Origin of the sequence: Aliivibrio logei (assembly GCF_001691055.1) — a bacterium.
In the GTDB taxonomy this organism is placed as follows: Bacteria; Pseudomonadota; Gammaproteobacteria; order Enterobacterales; family Vibrionaceae; genus Aliivibrio; species Aliivibrio salmonicida.
Genome location: NZ_MAJU01000009.1, coordinates 121,783 through 138,079 on the forward strand (window position 1 = coordinate 121,783; position 16,297 = coordinate 138,079).

Consider the following 16,297-nt stretch of genomic DNA (forward strand, 5'->3'; position numbering starts at 1 on the left):
TTACCTCAATCCACCTTCATTATTTCAAGGATGACCATGCGCCGTTTTTTTACTTTCTCTTTCTTACTTATATCCAGCGTTTTTCTGCCTTTTAAAAACGCCTATAGCCAAACGTTATTGATTTTAGGCGACAGCTTGAGCGCCGGTTATAATATGCCGATTGAGCAAAGTTGGCCTTCATTATTACCAACACAATTAGCCACTTTAAATAAAGATACGACGGTAATTAATGGCAGTATCTCTGGCGATACGACGGGCAATGGATTAGATCGACTTCCCGCGTTATTAACGCAACATAGCCCTGATGTCGTATTAATTGAATTAGGTGCAAACGATGGCTTACGTGGTTTTCCGCCACAAAAAATTAATTCAAATCTAGAGCAATTAATTAAACTGATTAACGCCTCAAATGCCCAACCGCTATTGATGCAAATCCAAGTACCGCCTAACTATGGTAAACGTTATAGCCAAGCGTTTGGTTCACTTTATCCTAAGATCAGTGAAAAACATGACATTCCTTTGGTTCCTTTTTTCTTAGAGCATGTCATCATTAAGCCAGAGTGGATAATGAAAGACGGCTTACACCCAACGCCAGAGGCTCAACCTTGGATTGCTGAATTCATGGCAAAAGAATTATCCCCTTACTTATAAGCAATAAAATAAAAAGTAACAGTTTTAGAATCTACGGAGAAAGTATTAATGGAACAGATCAATGTTAGCTTCATTGGCTTAGGCGTAATGGGCTACCCAATGGCTCGCCATCTAAAAAATGCAGGTTTCTCAACCACAGTTTATAACCGCACTGAAGCAAAAGCAAAACAGTGGGCAGAAGATAATCAAGGACAATCAGCAGCGACTCCACGAGAAGCCTCTCAAGGCTCAGACATCGTTTTTGTTTGTGTCGGTAATGATGACGATGTTCGCAGTGTCATTTATGGCGAAGATGGCGTATTAGCAGGCTTAAAGCCGGGCGCTATTTTAGTCGATAACACCACAACCTCTGCAACGCTAGCGGTTGAATTAGCAAAAGCCTGCGAAGCACAGGGCAATACGTTTATTGATGCTCCCGTTTCTGGTGGCCAAGCTGGCGCTGAAAACGGAGCATTAACGGTAATGTGTGGGGGAGATGAACATACCTTCGCTACCGCAAAACCGGTGATCCAAAGCTTTGCAAAATCAGTGACGTTACTGGGTGAAAATGGCCAAGGTCAACGTTGTAAGATGGCAAACCAAATCTGTATTGCTGGCGTATTGAAAGGGTTAAGTGAAGCCCTTATTCTTGCCGAAAAAGCCAATTTAGATATCGATTTAGTGGTTGATACTCTGAAACACGGCGCGGCAGGTTCATGGCAGATGGAAAATCGCGCAAGCACAATGGCACAAGATAAATTCGATTTTGGTTTTGCGATTGATTGGATGAGAAAAGATTTAGGCATTTGCTTAGATGAAGCAAAGACACACGGTATTTCACTTCCACTAACAGAAGAAGTAGATAAAGAATACCAAGGGTTACAAGAGCAAGGCTTAGGCCGAATGGATACCTCTGTATTAATCAAAGCGATTAAAGAAAGAGTATAACTTTACGTCCTATCTCTGATGTTCACTAAGAGACAAACAATAAAAAGGAGATCTCATGATCTCCTTTTTTTATACCTAATAGTTAAAGCAAGTGTGTTACTTATACTTTAAAACGAGACAATGATTGTTGAAGTGTTGACGCCAATTGCGCTAATTCAACACTTGATTGCGCGGTTTGGTCAGCACCTAGTGCCACTTCACTTGCAGACAAACTCATGCTTTGAATGTTACGACCAAGCTCTTCGGTTACCGAATCTTGCTCACTACATGCACTTGCAATTTGAATCCCCGTATCAGCAACTTTCATCATGGTTTCTTCAATCATTTGAATTGATTGACCCGTTTGAACACTTTGCTCTACACAGATACGAATTTTAGAACAACTTTGATCCGTTGCGATCTTCGCGTGAGCAGCACTTGCTTGTAGCTTCTCAATGATATCGACAATTTCACTGGTTGATGCTTGAGTACGACCTGCAAGAGAACGAACTTCATCTGCAACAACAGCAAAACCACGCCCTTGCTCACCCGCACGCGCGGCTTCAATTGCGGCGTTTAATGCCAATAGGTTCGTTTGATCGGCAATTCCACGGATCACTTCAACCACAACACTGATGTTATTTGATTCACGCTCTAACTCTTCAACCAATTCACCGGCTTGTTCAATATCACGAGATACAATTTGAATCTGCTCGATATTTGATTGAACGTCTTGGTTACCTTGTTTTGCTTCTTCCGATGCTTCTAATGCTGATGTAGACGCCGTTTCTGTGTTATTTGCCACTTCTGCAACCGTTGCTTTCATCTGCTCCATAGCTGCCGCTACCGTTGTAATATCAGATTGTTGTTGTTGCATGCCACGAGACGATTGCTCTGAAATCGCACTCATTTCTTCTACTGCTGCAGAAAGCTGAGTTACTGCAGAAATTGTGTCTTCAATAAGAATACGTAACTGGCTTTGCATTTCAATATTCGTATCGGCTAATGCACCCAATTCATCATTTCCAATTTCATCACGTTGAAGTTGGAATGTTAAATCACCAGAAGCAATTGCTTTTGATTGCTCTACAACAAGGTTCAATGGACGACAGATTTGACGAGCCAAGAAGAACGTAATAAAAATCATGAAGGCGATTAGTGCAGAGAAAGAGACTTTTGTAATGGTAGATACGTTCGCAATACTCCCCATCATAGATACGCGATTATCTGTAACAAACGTTAAGTTTAATTTCAATAATCCGTCCATTGCAACACCAACATCTTGAAACTCTTTGAATGAACCTAGTAAGTTCTTCTGTGCTTCCGCTCTGTTATCTGCACTGACTTGAGCAAGGAAAGGTTCAAGTGGAGCCATATAAGCTTTCCAGCTGTTGTTCACGCGATCAAAAACTCTTTGTTCACCATCGCTAACAACCGTTGCGCCATACGCCGCAATTAATTTCTCAACATTTCTCTCTTGTTCTTTTAGAGAAGTAATCAGTCCTGGAAGTAGATTTTTAGGGTAGGTTAGTGCTGCGTATTGATTTCGACGCAGCGTGTTCATTTCAAAATTAATATCTTCAACCGAAAGTAAACTTGGTACCGTAGAGTCCGTAAAGTTTACTACCGTATCTTCTACGTTTTTCAACTCTTGTAACAAGAAAATAGCAAACGCTATCATCACTAAACCAATTGCTGAAAATACAACGGCAATTTTGGTTCTTACTGCTAAATTTTTGTAACTCATGATGTTTTACAACCTTAAATAATGTTTATAACTCATCCATGAGTGCGTACGCCGAATTAATGTTTCTTGTAATTATGTTTATCGGCAGGATCGCGACAAAATAAAATAAAAAAGATCAAAAGTCATATATTTTAACACCACTCAAAATGTTAATGAACACGGTAAAATGTGAATCAAATTGCAGTACATTTCATTACTTACATTTAAAGCGTAAAAAAAGTGGCTATTGAATTACTTATTATCGCAATTCAATAGCCACTTAATTTATAACATTGTTAAATCAGTCTTTAACGGGTTCAATCGTCAAAATAATACCGTCAACAGACACGACACAAACCATGGTTCCCTTTGAAATATTTTCAAAACTTTTTGCCGACCATGTCGTATCGCCTAGCTTAATTCGACAATTCCCGGCAAGCACATCGTCATCTAAACGTGTTATTTGTCCCAATAATTGTTTGTCTTTTTGATTCAACTGCCGTGTAGAGTCCGATTTAATGTCTTTTTTATGTTGATAACGCCACCATAACCACGTTGAAAACAGTGAAAAAACAGAAAAACTAACCCATTGTAACTGCCAACTCATTGGAATAAATGAATATAAAATACCAACCGTTACCGCAGATAAACCAATCCAAAGAAAGTAACCCGCCGTTCCTAGCAACTCACCAGCAAGCAGTAATAACCCTAACGTTAACCAATGCCAATGATTCATTTGTTCAAAAAATTCCATCATGAACTCCTATTTAGGACCCTCTTTGTCCACTTTAAACATCTCAGCAATACCCGCAATTGAGCCCATTAAACCTGACGCCTCTAAAGGCAGCATAATGATCTTACTGTTCTCAGCTTGCCCTATTGATTTTAGCGCCTCAGTGTATCCTTGAGCAATGAAGTAATTCACAGCTTGCATATCACCTTGAGAAATTGCCTCTGATACCATTCTTGTTGCATTAGCTTCGGCTTCTGCTGCACGCTCACGCGCTTCGGCTTGTAGAATAGCGGCTTGTTTGTCACCTTCAGCTTTTAAGATCTCACCTTGTTTGTGACCTTCTGCTTTTAAAATCTCAGCTTGACGCTTACCCTCAGCTTCTAGTACATCGGCACGCTTATGACGCTCGGCCTTCATTTGTGCATTCATTGCCGCCGTAAGATCCGCTGGTGGCTGAACATCTTTAATTTCGATACGAGTAACTTTGACACCCCAAGGGTTTGTTGCTGCATCAACAATGGCCAATAGTTTCACGTTAATCATGTCTCGTTGGCTTAGCATTTCATCTAATTCCATCGAACCTAGAACAGTACGCATATTGGTTAATGTTAAATTACGAATTGCGTGTTGCAAATCGCTCACTTCATAAGCCGCTTTTGCTGCATCGACGACTTGAACAAAACACACCGCATCAATAGTAACGTTTGCATTGTCTTTTGAGATCACTTCTTGAGCTGGAATATCAAGAACCTGCTCCATCATATTGATTCGTTGTCCAATGTTATCAATAAATGGGATGATTAAATTTAGGCCCGGTTGTAATGTTTGCGTGTATCGACCAAATCGTTCTACCGTCCAATTGTGGCCTTGAGGTACGGTTTTTACACCAAGTGCGATTAATACCAGAACTACAAAAACCAGTACACCAATGGTTATTAACGTGTCATATGCCATTATTTTCTTCCCTATTTAATTGATAATTTTCTAAATATATCTATGTTTTATAAATAAAAATGATTATTTTCAATCATACCTAATTATTAACATAAATGTATGGATGCACTAGGCAGTTATTAATAAAAAATAAGACTACTTCATCGAAATAGTCTTATTGATATTTGTATAACGTTAATAACCGTTAAATATTAATATTTCACTTGGTAATTCAGCGTATAAGTACGTCCTCTGCCTTTATAATCATAAGCCGCTGCATCGTAGTGACTAGAATATAAAATTTGAGCACGTTGTCCCCATGCCGTTGTATAGTCATTATTTAATAGGTTTTGAATACCAAATCCAAGACTACCCACGGGTAACTCATAACTGCCGACTAAATCCAGTACCGTGTAGCCAGACAATTTATTGTCTTTTGCATCTTCATAATCAAACATCGTTTGGCTTTGTACTTTAAGAGCAAGATCTGATTCATACCAACCAATCCACGAATTGGCTTTTGATGTACTTGCCTCGCCTGCGCTCAAATCATCCCACTTGCCGTCTGTTTGTAATTCAGAAATAACATAATGACCTGACGCACCCACTTGAAGGTTATCCATTACCCAATAAGACACCAACGCTTCTGCTCCATATACGCGTTTCTTATTATCGACATCTTCAATTAATAACGTATTTTTATTGTATTTGACCGACTTGTCCGATTGAGAATAATACGCGGCAGTTTGGAAGCTCAACGCATCTTGCTCTGTTCTAAATCCAATTTCATAACTGTTGGTTTTTATCCCTGACATCTTAGAATCAGATACGTTAATGCTGTTTTGAAGCGCATAATGCCCATTAGCATCTGCGGCGCCATAACTGCCTTGACCGTAATACTTTGCCGGATCAGCAAGATCGAAGCCTTGAGAGAAATTCGCCCATACTTGTGAATCAGAAGTCAGCTTATAAATGGTACCAAGGTTAAATAAACCCACAGAATAACTGGTTTCGCCACCCGGAACCGCATCAGCCGATGATCCCTTACCTGCTGCAATTTTCTTTTGAATTTTATAATCAACAAAATCATCGACCTTATTGTTCATGTGTTGGTAGCGGTAACCCCCTTCAATAGACCAATCCTCTGTGATATTGAAATCCGCTTGAATAAAACCAGCAACAGAACCAACCTCAACCCCCGGATAACGACCAACTTCAGCGTACGTTTTATTCACTAAGTTACCCGAATTATTTGCGATTGTTGGATCAAATAAGGCCTGATTACTGTCAAACTTATCCATATAAGCATCCACACCATAAACCAAGTTCACTTTACCAAACGACTTAGCTAGAGCGGTTTTTAACGAGAATACGTCCGTCGTTTGTTGTGATGCACCTTGGTAATACGGGGTATAAGTTTGATCTTCTTTACGATACGACGCTTCTACCATTAGTTGCTGACCCAAAAACGCAGAATCATTATAAGCCGCACTTAACATGATCCGTTCTGTGCCGTGCTGACGATCAGATTCAAACCCTTTCCTTACATCAACAAAATCACCATTCACAATGTATAAACCATAAGGAGAGTCTTGTTGGCTATCATAGTATTGCGCTAAGAAGTTAATGTTTTTAGTGTCCGATATCGTCACACCAACCGTACTTTGCAAATCGATAGTTTTGTTATATTGCAGAGAACCTTGGGATATATCAGGTGTAATAATGTCGCCATCTGCATCAAAATAGCCTTGAGTTTCGGTATAAACAGCAGAAACACGAGCGGATACATTGTCGCTTCCTCCAGAAACAGATTGTGCAACTTTATAATCAAAGTCATCCCCTCCATTCAAACCAGAAGAACCGCTTACGTAACTTTCAAATTGCAATTCATCACTGTCTGCTTTCTTGGTAATAATATTAATCACCCCTCCCGTCGCCCCTGCGCCATAAATGGACGTAGAGCCGGAAAGAACCTCAATTCGTTCGATATTAAATGGGTCTATCGAATCCAATTGACGGCTAATAGGACGAGAGGATTGAAGCGATACCCCATCAATCATCACCAACATGGCACGGCCACGTAAATTTTGACCATAATTCGTTCTTGCGCCACTGCTCACATCCAAAGATGGAATGGTCGCAGATAAGATCTCGCCTAATGTTTTACCACCACGGTATTCCTGTTCGATTTGCTCTGAATCCACAAACCAAACCGTTCCTGGAATTTCACTGATCGCCTTTGGTGTACGGCTCGACACCACCACCATCGTTTCTTCTGTTGAAGAATAGTCCTCAGCTTGAGCCGATAACGTAACAAACGTCGTTGCTGATGCCACTGCGATAGCAACCAATGTGAGCGGATAATTCCCTTTTTTAGCGTTCATTTCTGTTCTCTTTTTTATATTTATATTGCACTTAAATAAATACGAATGATAAAAATCCGTATTCAACTATTTATTTTTGATAAAAAAACACTTGGTTTAATGACTCAGCTACACTTCAACAAGATCATTAATAGTCGATGCTGAAATCCATTCAATCATTCCTTCACCCGATCGAATGTCGTATAACTCTTCTTCTGATAATCGATTAATAATACTGGCACTTCGCCACGCCATTAAACTGAGTTGAGGCTCTGCAATACCATGACTGTGCATACCGGCATTCACAGCAAATATTTTATTTGTATTACTGCCTTTCCATTTCAATTCAAAATCAGGAGTCAATTGATAACGACCTTGATCATCTAACTCTAATAAAGGAAGGATTGAATTCAAACATGCAGGGTAAGGCGATTTAAACCCAGTCGCTAAAATCACAATATCGGCGTGATGAACTTCGGCTTGTTGGCTTAAGGCATTATGTATATTTAATGAAAATCCAGACGCGGTTTGCTGTAATTCATTCATCGTACGGTGAGGCAATAAACGTACCCATTTGTCTTCTTTCATCACATCAAAACGATGGTATAACTCACGATAAATATCGAGCAACGCCAATTGCGTAATGCCATCGGATGTTAATTTTTGAGCCGTAATTTCAGAATGTTTCACTTGCGGGTTCAATTGCACAAAGGCGTTAACATAATCAGGCGTAAAGAACTCATTGGTGAATGACGCTTCATCTAATGGTTGAAAATTAGAACGACGTGATACCCAATCTAGTGACGATACTTTTCCCCATTTTTCACGTAACACATTTAAAAATATATCCGCACCACTTTGACCGCCCCCTACAATCATGACCCGCTTACCGGTAAAATCGCGATCTCTTAATCCCATTTCAGCGGCATGAAATACCTTAGGCCCAATATGAGGAATAGCACATTCAGGCACAAAAGGAACTTTGCCAGTGCCTATACATAAATTCTTAGCTTCATAGGTTCCGTTTGTGGTTTGTATCTCAAACGCATCCCCATTAAATTCAATATTTTCCACCGTCGTAGAAAACTGAACATTACTCAGTTGTTGTGCAACCCAAGATAAATAATCTGAAAATTCATGACGACTAATACAACCCAATTCTGCCGATAAAAAACGATAAAACTTTTTGTTTTTAACCAAGTAAGACAGAAAGGAATACGGACTTTCAGGATAAACCGCACTGACTAAGTCTTTTAGATACATCGTTTGCATATTGGTGTTATCCAGTAATAAACCCGGATGCCACGCAAACGACGCTCGGCTTTCAAAAAACGTCGCTTTAATTTGTGTTTTTGGTTCTAAAAGCGACGCAACACTCAGGTTAAACGGACCAACGCCTATACCTGCCAAATCCAATTTGACGTTCATATTATTATTCTCCATTTAATATTATTGTTATTGATTAATAGCCAGGTATAACGGGTTATCTACTTTATCGTCCATATCTGGAAGCATACGAGAAGCGCTAGAATCCGTACTGTGTCTAAACTTGGCTAAATTAAGGCCGATACGTAAGATCCTTGGTTCAAACAGATCCAACCGTTCAAATCGGTCTTGGTATTCAGGGTTCGTTTGCATATACGCTTTTATACGTAATGCGAGTAACTGATAAAAATCCATTTCAGGTAGCCCTAGCTTTTCAACCAACGGCGAAATAAAACGCAACACGGTAACAAAATGTCCTGTTTGTAAATCATGAATAATCAACTCTTCAGGCAATTTAACGGTCACATTTTTAACCATTTCATTGAGCGTTTCTTGCTCTGAAATATCACGGTCAACTAAACGCATATCTCCTTGAAAATCTTTTAACAAAATACGTTTCGGGTGTGAATTCTCCATTACTAATGTCACATTTTGTCCGTGAGCAATTAGCGACACCCCATATTTACAAAGCAAATGATAAAAAGGGATGACTACGGCATCAAATAACTTATTAAGCCACGCTTCTGTCGAAAGCCTTGAGGCGCTGATGTATTCAGAAATAAGAGGAACACCATCAACATCCGATTCCATGAGCGCAGCCATTAATATCGCCGTTTCACTTGTCGCAAGTTTAGATTGTGCGGACTCTCGCCATATCACACCTAATAATTCATGATAGCGATAAGGGGCATTGATTAAGGATTTATAATCGGCTTGAGCGACAAACCCAGCCGCCGGTTCTTGCAGTATTTCGGCATGTTTCTCGACAAATAACGGGTCTGTTTTGAATACAGAATCAAGCCAATCTGAGGCAATAGGCCCTGCTAATATATAACGCCCAGGAATACCTCGATAACATGAGGTATTCATTATAGTTAAAGGCAATTTAATGTCATAACTGTTCGGTCTTGTCATGTTGCTGAGTGTACGAATAGACAGCTGAGGCAAGAACTCATCGCCAAACTCACCTAAATAAATGAGGGTTTTCTCGGCCATTTCTCGAACAAAAAGAATCGACAACTTCTGATGCCACTGCCAAGGGTGAACAGGCACAAAAGTATAGTCACTGATATCAAGATTAAAAGACGATAAGACCGCCTCCATATTATGCAATTCATTATCACTTACCGCAGAAAGAACCAACTGCTTCCAATCCACTTCTTCACTTGTCGCTTTCTCTAAAATAGAATGATGCACCGCAACCCAATTAAGTTGAAATGAACGATCTGCTTCTGGCGCATACAAAGCAAGATCATCACTCCCCCAACCTCGGCGACCTTTATTAAACGCAAATTTTGGGTGCCCATCAAAGAAAAGCTGTTGTTGTTCGCAAGACAAAAACGCCAGCTCTTTGGCTGACCAATTTTCTTTACGTAAGGCCAATTTGCAATCACCCAATAAGGTCGCATTCAAATCTTCAAAATGCTCCGCTAACGCATCGTCGCTCATGCCAATCAAGCTCTGAACGTCACGCATAAATTGCGTCGCTAAAATATCAGAATCCAACCCATTTTCATCTTTACGAATTAATGAACTCGGCTCTATCACCACTTGTCCCCAAATATTGCGTTTACCTGAAAAATGGTAATGAATATTTTCGGTCAGTGTTAATGACAAATCAGTAGGATTCTCTTCAATCTTAAACGCCTGCTCGTAAGCTAATTCACTGATTAGTTTCGCCACCATTTTACGGTTTGCACTTGACCAATGAGAATGCAATGCAATTTGATCCATTACCATTGCTCCGTAAAAAAAGCGTCTCGTTCAAGCATCATTAATGCCGAACGTTTATGAGGGAAATTAAATTCAAAACACTTGCGGTAACCCACCTCTTGAATACGAGTAAATAAGCGTTGATTATCCGCTCTTGGCTCTAATACGATTCGTTGAGTTCTCGCATCATCAATAAACAGATAATGGCTGATCGCTCTCATCCAACAATTAAAATAATGCGCACCTCGAAACTCCGATTCGCCGACTAAAAGATGAATACCACGATCGTACGGTTGCACATCAAAATACGGACTTAATCTGTCTTCACTGACCCAATACGCTTCGACATAACCAAAAGGTTTGCCGTTAAACTCACCAATTAATGGCATAATATGATCATCATTAAGACGTTCTTGAGCAAAATCCGTCAGTTTTTCCTTACTCCACGCTTGCTCCCAGAAATGAGCAACTCTAGGATCATTCATCCACGTTGTGAGACGATCCATGTCTTTTTCAATATCAAACACTCTAAAGCTAATCTCAACATCAGCATCATGATCATAGCGTTGATACACTTTGCCTTTTGGCGTTTCAGGACGTAAAGGATGATGGCGATATTGCGGCAACGATTGTACTTCCATCAATGGAAATAACGTTGATGCCGTGTGTAAATGCCAAGGCTTTGTGTATTGATAAAATCCTTGGCGTGATAAATGACATTGATAGATAGCCGGTAAATACTGAGCTAACACATCAGGAACATCAGAGGCAATATGGAGTACATCAATCATTTTATGATGACTGAATACATGATCAATTTCTTGAAGGCATTGAGTAATAACCGATTGCTCTTCAATATCTTGTGTCGACAAGGTAAAACTCATTGTTGGCTTAAGATCTAGATTCAGAATTAACGTCGTATAATTAAACATTCATAGCATCCTTTACATGAACTAATGGATTAGGTAAATCAAAGTAGATCACAGCAGGATCAAGGATTGAATTCTCATTCATGTTCTGTAAATAACAGTAGAAATTTCCTTTACAACACAAGGCATCGCTGTCTAAAACATAATCTAAACACTGGGGATCGTTAACCCCCTTATCTCTCAATATTTCTAATTGTTTACGAAGCTCTTTCATTAATGTTTTTTCGCTCACGTCACAATAAGCCGCGATGGATGCGATCACATTAAAGGTTGAGTTTATAACTAAATAATACGCAAAATAACGTCGAACTTTCTCATCATTCCAATAGTTTTCAATATCTTGCTTAGTTTGATTTAGGGCTTCAGGAAAGCGTTCAAATGCAAGATCCGTATACCCTGTGCCTTGGCAATCTCGATAATACATTCCAATAGGAAACCCTTTTTTTAACTGCATAACAATATTCTGCTGATGAGCTAAAAAGACAACGCCGTAATTCGCCTGAAGAGTAAACAAAGGCACTACTGCATATTGGCAATACGCACTGAACCATTCCTGAGCAACTAACGATAAGTTTAATTTACTCGACTCAGCGTATTGCTTTATTCTTTTTGCTAATAGGCTTTCACCACCATAAGGATTCTGCTGAGTTAACGTTGCCAGCACTACCGCTTCTTCTTCAGGCTTAGTATTTAATGGATTTTCACGAAACGCCACAAGACTCTCGTCTATCACTTGCCCTTCTTTAGTCATTAACCCTAAATAACTTGGTTCTTGCATCACTTGAAAGCCTTGCTTATTGCCTAATTCTTGACTTATGTCGGTGTCATTAAATAACTGATTTAACCGTGTTCCACGAACCACTTCTTTAAGAGATAAATTACGAATTGAATTTGTCAGCTTAACGCTGAGTGAAAACTTAAGCATATAAGGAAGTGACGGAGAATAAAGAGAACGCGTCGATGAGGTTGGATACCACGTCGAGCCAAAAGCGCCTAGCTCTCGAATTAAGCCTTCATTTAAATACGCCTGAATATCCCCTCTCTCTTGCAGAACCTTCCATTGCCATGGATGAACAGGAAAGACGGTTTCTTCTTTTTTTAGCGCACAACTAAGATCGATGAATAACGCGCGATCTTGAAAGACTAATTCATCTAATCGCTCTTGAGCGGTTTGCTCCCCAGATGAACCAGAGATAAGAATGGATTGATTTACCGCCAACCAACACAGTTGAAATTGACCACCAAGTTCTGGTGAATAGGTTTTTGCATCCTCATCCGTAAATTGCTCTCTGCTTTTAGGTGCAGGATGGAATGAATGGCCGATAAGTAAACCTTGCTCTGCTTGCTGAAAATTAAGTGATTGGGAAAATAACCTCTCCGCATAAGGGCTTCTGCTCACCCCAACGTACGTATTTGTATAACTCTCTGTCACCCGCTCTAAAAAGATCGCTTTTTGTTCTTTAGAAATAATACCAACCAATGCAGGTTGCTCTAAGACTCGTAACAATACTTGCTCAAAGCCTAACGTAGTCGCTTCATCTCCATACAAAACAGCAGGAAAACAATATTCATGTAAACCAACTGAAGAGACATAATTAAGTGGTATTTGAATTTCATGCCCACCACTTAGGGGGATAAGATAATAAGCATCATATTGATCCTCTACAATTTGAATTGCCGAGCATTCTCTTGCTAAAGAATTCAGGAAACATGCCGCAGGCACATCATTACCACTGTTTATTATGCTGTCCAATTCACCATTAGTTTTCATAACATTTCCATTGTTTTTAAATAACAAATACGAATGCTAATGATTCTCAATTAATAGATCAACTACTTTTTACTGAATTTATAAAATAAAAGCTTCTTTTATAGAACTAAATGTCCTAGCATTTAAAAATGTACCTAAAGAAAATAAATATGTTATTTATCAATAAGTAAGTAAAAATCGTTATTTCCTCATAAGATACAAGAAATACGCCCCACCAATTAACGATGCCAATAACCCCGCCGGGAACTGCCATGGAAACCACACCGTTCTTCCCACCCAATCAGCAAAAACCAGTAAACTGCCACCGATTAAACTGGCAGTTAACAATTGGTGAGACGCTCGATATTGATGAAGTGAACGTGCCATATGAGGTGCCAATAAACCAATAAAACTGAGGGGACCAATAATGATCGTACATAAGGTCGTCAATGCCGCAACAAGGAGTAATAAATACAACCTAACTCGTCGACAAGACAAACCGACGCTGTGTGATGTTGTCTCTCCTAGGCCAATAATATCTAACCATCGATGGCTGCACAGTGCTAACAGACCGAATATGACAACCCCTGCCCCCAGTAGAGACACATCCCCCATACTCACTAAATACGTCGACCCTGAAAGCCATGTTAATAGCGCCATTATATTGTCTTGCCCGGATGACATTGCTATACGTAAAAAGGCATCTAAACCGGCGCTAAGCGCAATGCCAGTTAATAGCATTTGTGTAGGGGAAAAATTTTGTTTTCGTCCCATCAACCAGATAATAGCCGTCACTGATGCGGCGCCAAGCGTACCCAGTAACATTTGCTCGTGCCTTTCTACGGCAATACCAAATACCGCCCCTAACACTAAAGCTAATGCCGCCCCAGAACTGATGCCTAAAATTTCAGGGCTTGCCATTGGGTTGGTCGAAACACGTTGAATCACCGTCCCCGCAATCGCCAGACCTATCCCGGCAAGAAAAGACACCAACACTCGTGGAAGTCGAAGCTCTAAAACCGAAGGGTTCAACGACAATAGCCACCCGTTTTGTCCTTTTCCCAGCAATAAAGCGACAAAAAACAACACAACAATAAAAAAGCAGAGTGGCATCAACACGGAGTATAGCGTTCGATGTTGATAATTAATTTGAGTACTTTCTCTGGCTTTCATATCAGATTGAAATGCATTTTTGTTTAATAACCAAAGAAGAAACGGGGCCCCAAGCAAGGCGGTCATTGCGCCTGTCGGTAATAGCTCCCCACCAACGCCAGAAAAAAGTTGAATGATCAAATCAGAAAACAACAACATGACACTTCCGACGGCCCCACTACTCAAGATTTGAACCGTTAACTTACGAGCACCAAACATACGAGCAATCGCCGGTGCGACAATACCAACAAAGCCAATCAATCCGACTTCACTGACCACCGCTGCGGTAATAAATATCGCCAACGTCAGTGAAATAACCTTTATATGCTTAACATTCACGCCAATTGAAGACGCCACACTGTCTCCTAATTGCAGCGTCGATAATGGCTTAGAAAGTACTAATATCGCAATAATAGGGACAGTAATAAGGGGGATCAGTGCCGTTACACTCGACCAATCATTTTGATTTAGCGTCCCTGCTCCCCAAACAAAAACACTGGCTAACTGTTGCTCATTTAACAGTAATAACATGGTATTTAAAGAACCAAAAAACAGGCTTATTACCATTCCCGCCAGAACCATATGAACCGGAGAAAAGCCGCGTCTGGCTGACAATAAAAAAACAATACAAGTCGCAATTCCTCCTCCTAAAAACGCAGGAATAAACCCATTAATGACACTGTTAACGGGAAGAAATAAAATACCCAATACCATGCCGAGTTCAGCCCCCGCCGCAACACCCAGTGTGGTGGGTGAAGCAATAGGATTACGTAAGACAAACTGCATAACACAACCAGCCACAGCTAAAGAAAAACCGCATAACACAGCAATAACAAGACGTGGAAGATAAGTAAGATGGGTAATTAAATGTTGGTAATTAGCAGAATCATAATGCGCGATCGTTTGCCACAATAAATTCAAACCTTGTGAATAAGGAGCGGTCCATTGCAACAATCCTAAAACAACAACCACCACCACAAAAATAAAAAGACTGAGACGTAATACTATCCCTTGTGGTTTTTCAACCTCATTAACGACCATTATTGAGTTAACTGCTGAGTAATATGATCACTGAAACGTTGAGCTGAAATCAAGCCACCAAACGTCCAAATAGCAGGCAGCTCATAAACCGAATCGGTACGAGTAAATGCCATCGCTTGCCATAATGCAGAGTGAGTTAATTGTTTTCTTTCCGTCTCTTTTAGAGGTCCAAAAATCAACACATTGGATTGTTGATACTGCGCTAACTTTTCGACACCTGCGGTGGTAAACCCCCACATATTAGTCGGTTCATGCCATGCGTTAACTAACCCCATCGCATCAATCGTATCTTGGGTCAGCGATCCCTCACTGTGAATTCGAACCGTTTTATCATTAACAAAACGGAGAAACAAAAACGGCTTACTGTTAGATTGAAGACGATGAACGTTATCTCCATTAGCAAGCAATCGTTGTTCTGTTACTGCTATCACTTTAGCCGACTGCTTTTCTTTATTAAATAAGACGCCCAATTGAGTCGTAATGTCTTTTGCTGAAGACAACGGTGCCTTTTTATCATTGTAAATGGTGTACACCAATGTAGGCGCAATGGCATTTAATTTCTCATACATCGCAGACATATGTTGATTTATCAAAATCACATCAGGGTTTAATTCCGTCATTAATTCTAAATTAGGCTCTCTTCTTGATCCTACATCCATAACAGATCGATTGAGCTCTGGTTCCATCACCCACGTTTGGTAGCCTTCTACATCGGCAGCACCTAACGGGACAATCCCTAAGCTAAGTACGGTTTCCGTTAATGCCCAATCTAACACCACCACTTTTTTAGGCGTTTCCGTAAATTGAGTCGTACCCAGTTCATGCTTGATTTCCATCGCTTGGACAGAAGAAATAAAAAATAGAATGATAAAGCCAATGAGTTTGTTCATGTTGCTTTCCTTGCGGTTCTTTTTA

Annotated in this window: 12 protein-coding genes; 2 read left to right on the forward strand and 10 right to left on the reverse strand. The window is 40.1% G+C overall.

Annotation, left to right across the window (positions count from 1 at the left end; genetic code table 11):
- Positions 1-36: 36 nt before the first annotated feature.
- Both tesA and A6E04_RS09695 read left to right on the forward strand, forming a co-directional pair.
- Complete coding sequence (tesA, locus tag A6E04_RS09690; RefSeq protein WP_065611116.1) at positions 37-651, forward strand: multifunctional acyl-CoA thioesterase I/protease I/lysophospholipase L1; 615 nt, start codon at positions 37-39, stop codon at positions 649-651.
- Positions 652-699: 48 nt separating this feature from the next.
- A complete protein-coding gene (locus tag A6E04_RS09695) occupies positions 700-1,578 on the forward strand; it encodes an NAD(P)-dependent oxidoreductase (RefSeq protein WP_017023532.1) in 879 nt (292 codons plus the stop codon).
- 100 nt (positions 1,579-1,678) lie between these two features.
- On the opposite strand, the gene A6E04_RS09700 is transcribed toward A6E04_RS09695, so the two are convergent.
- The 10 genes from A6E04_RS09700 to A6E04_RS09745 form a co-directional block, all read right to left on the reverse strand.
- Positions 1,679-3,304, reverse strand: a complete 1,626-nt coding sequence (locus tag A6E04_RS09700) for a methyl-accepting chemotaxis protein (protein ID WP_065611118.1) — start codon at positions 3,302-3,304, stop codon at positions 1,679-1,681.
- Positions 3,305-3,584: 280 nt separating this feature from the next.
- Complete coding sequence (locus A6E04_RS09705; RefSeq protein ID WP_012551643.1) at positions 3,585-4,037, reverse strand: NfeD family protein; 453 nt, start codon at positions 4,035-4,037, stop codon at positions 3,585-3,587.
- Between the two features lie 9 nt (positions 4,038-4,046).
- The gene (locus A6E04_RS09710; protein ID WP_023602643.1) at positions 4,047-4,970 is read right to left on the reverse strand and encodes an SPFH domain-containing protein; all 924 of its coding nucleotides are present in this window, start codon (positions 4,968-4,970) and stop codon (positions 4,047-4,049) included.
- 191 nt (positions 4,971-5,161) lie between these two features.
- Positions 5,162-7,333, reverse strand: a complete 2,172-nt coding sequence (locus A6E04_RS09715; protein ID WP_065611120.1) for a TonB-dependent receptor — start codon at positions 7,331-7,333, stop codon at positions 5,162-5,164.
- Positions 7,334-7,441: 108 nt separating this feature from the next.
- A complete protein-coding gene (locus A6E04_RS09720) occupies positions 7,442-8,755 on the reverse strand; it encodes a lysine N(6)-hydroxylase/L-ornithine N(5)-oxygenase family protein (protein ID WP_065611122.1) in 1,314 nt (437 codons plus the stop codon).
- Positions 8,756-8,767: 12 nt separating this feature from the next.
- Positions 8,768-10,531 carry an IucA/IucC family protein gene (locus A6E04_RS09725; RefSeq protein ID WP_065611124.1) on the reverse strand — a complete coding sequence of 588 codons (1,764 nt, stop codon included), beginning with the start codon at positions 10,529-10,531 and terminating at the stop codon, positions 8,768-8,770.
- Positions 10,531-11,442, reverse strand: coding sequence for a GNAT family N-acetyltransferase (locus tag A6E04_RS09730; RefSeq protein ID WP_065611126.1), 912 nt, complete (start codon positions 11,440-11,442; stop codon positions 10,531-10,533). The genes A6E04_RS09725 and A6E04_RS09730 overlap by 1 nt, the downstream gene beginning before the upstream one ends.
- Positions 11,435-13,210, reverse strand: a complete 1,776-nt coding sequence (locus A6E04_RS09735) for an IucA/IucC family protein (RefSeq protein WP_065611127.1) — start codon at positions 13,208-13,210, stop codon at positions 11,435-11,437. The genes A6E04_RS09730 and A6E04_RS09735 overlap by 8 nt, the downstream gene beginning before the upstream one ends.
- Before the next feature lie 180 nt (positions 13,211-13,390).
- A complete protein-coding gene (gene fhuB, locus A6E04_RS09740) occupies positions 13,391-15,382 on the reverse strand; it encodes a Fe(3+)-hydroxamate ABC transporter permease FhuB (RefSeq protein ID WP_065611129.1) in 1,992 nt (663 codons plus the stop codon).
- Complete coding sequence (locus A6E04_RS09745) at positions 15,382-16,272, reverse strand: ABC transporter substrate-binding protein (protein WP_065611131.1); 891 nt, start codon at positions 16,270-16,272, stop codon at positions 15,382-15,384. Before A6E04_RS09745 ends, fhuB begins: the two co-directional genes overlap by 1 nt.
- Between the last annotated feature and the right edge of the window lie 25 nt (positions 16,273-16,297).

Coding starts and splice junctions, on each gene's coding strand:
- tesA (WP_065611116.1), top strand. CDS start 37: ATGCGCCGTTTTTTTACTTTCTCTTTCTTACTTATATCCAGCGTTTTT.
- A6E04_RS09695 (WP_017023532.1), top strand. CDS start 700: ATGGAACAGATCAATGTTAGCTTCATTGGCTTAGGCGTAATGGGCTAC.
- A6E04_RS09700 (WP_065611118.1), bottom strand. CDS start 3,304: ATGAGTTACAAAAATTTAGCAGTAAGAACCAAAATTGCCGTTGTATTT.
- A6E04_RS09705 (WP_012551643.1), bottom strand. CDS start 4,037: ATGGAATTTTTTGAACAAATGAATCATTGGCATTGGTTAACGTTAGGG.
- A6E04_RS09710 (WP_023602643.1), bottom strand. CDS start 4,970: ATGGCATATGACACGTTAATAACCATTGGTGTACTGGTTTTTGTAGTT.
- A6E04_RS09715 (WP_065611120.1), bottom strand. CDS start 7,333: ATGAACGCTAAAAAAGGGAATTATCCGCTCACATTGGTTGCTATCGCA.
- A6E04_RS09720 (WP_065611122.1), bottom strand. CDS start 8,755: ATGGAGAATAATAATATGAACGTCAAATTGGATTTGGCAGGTATAGGC.
- A6E04_RS09725 (WP_065611124.1), bottom strand. CDS start 10,531: ATGGATCAAATTGCATTGCATTCTCATTGGTCAAGTGCAAACCGTAAA.
- A6E04_RS09730 (WP_065611126.1), bottom strand. CDS start 11,442: ATGTTTAATTATACGACGTTAATTCTGAATCTAGATCTTAAGCCAACA.
- A6E04_RS09735 (WP_065611127.1), bottom strand. CDS start 13,210: ATGAAAACTAATGGTGAATTGGACAGCATAATAAACAGTGGTAATGAT.
- fhuB (WP_065611129.1), bottom strand. CDS start 15,382: ATGGTCGTTAATGAGGTTGAAAAACCACAAGGGATAGTATTACGTCTC.
- A6E04_RS09745 (WP_065611131.1), bottom strand. CDS start 16,272: ATGAACAAACTCATTGGCTTTATCATTCTATTTTTTATTTCTTCTGTC.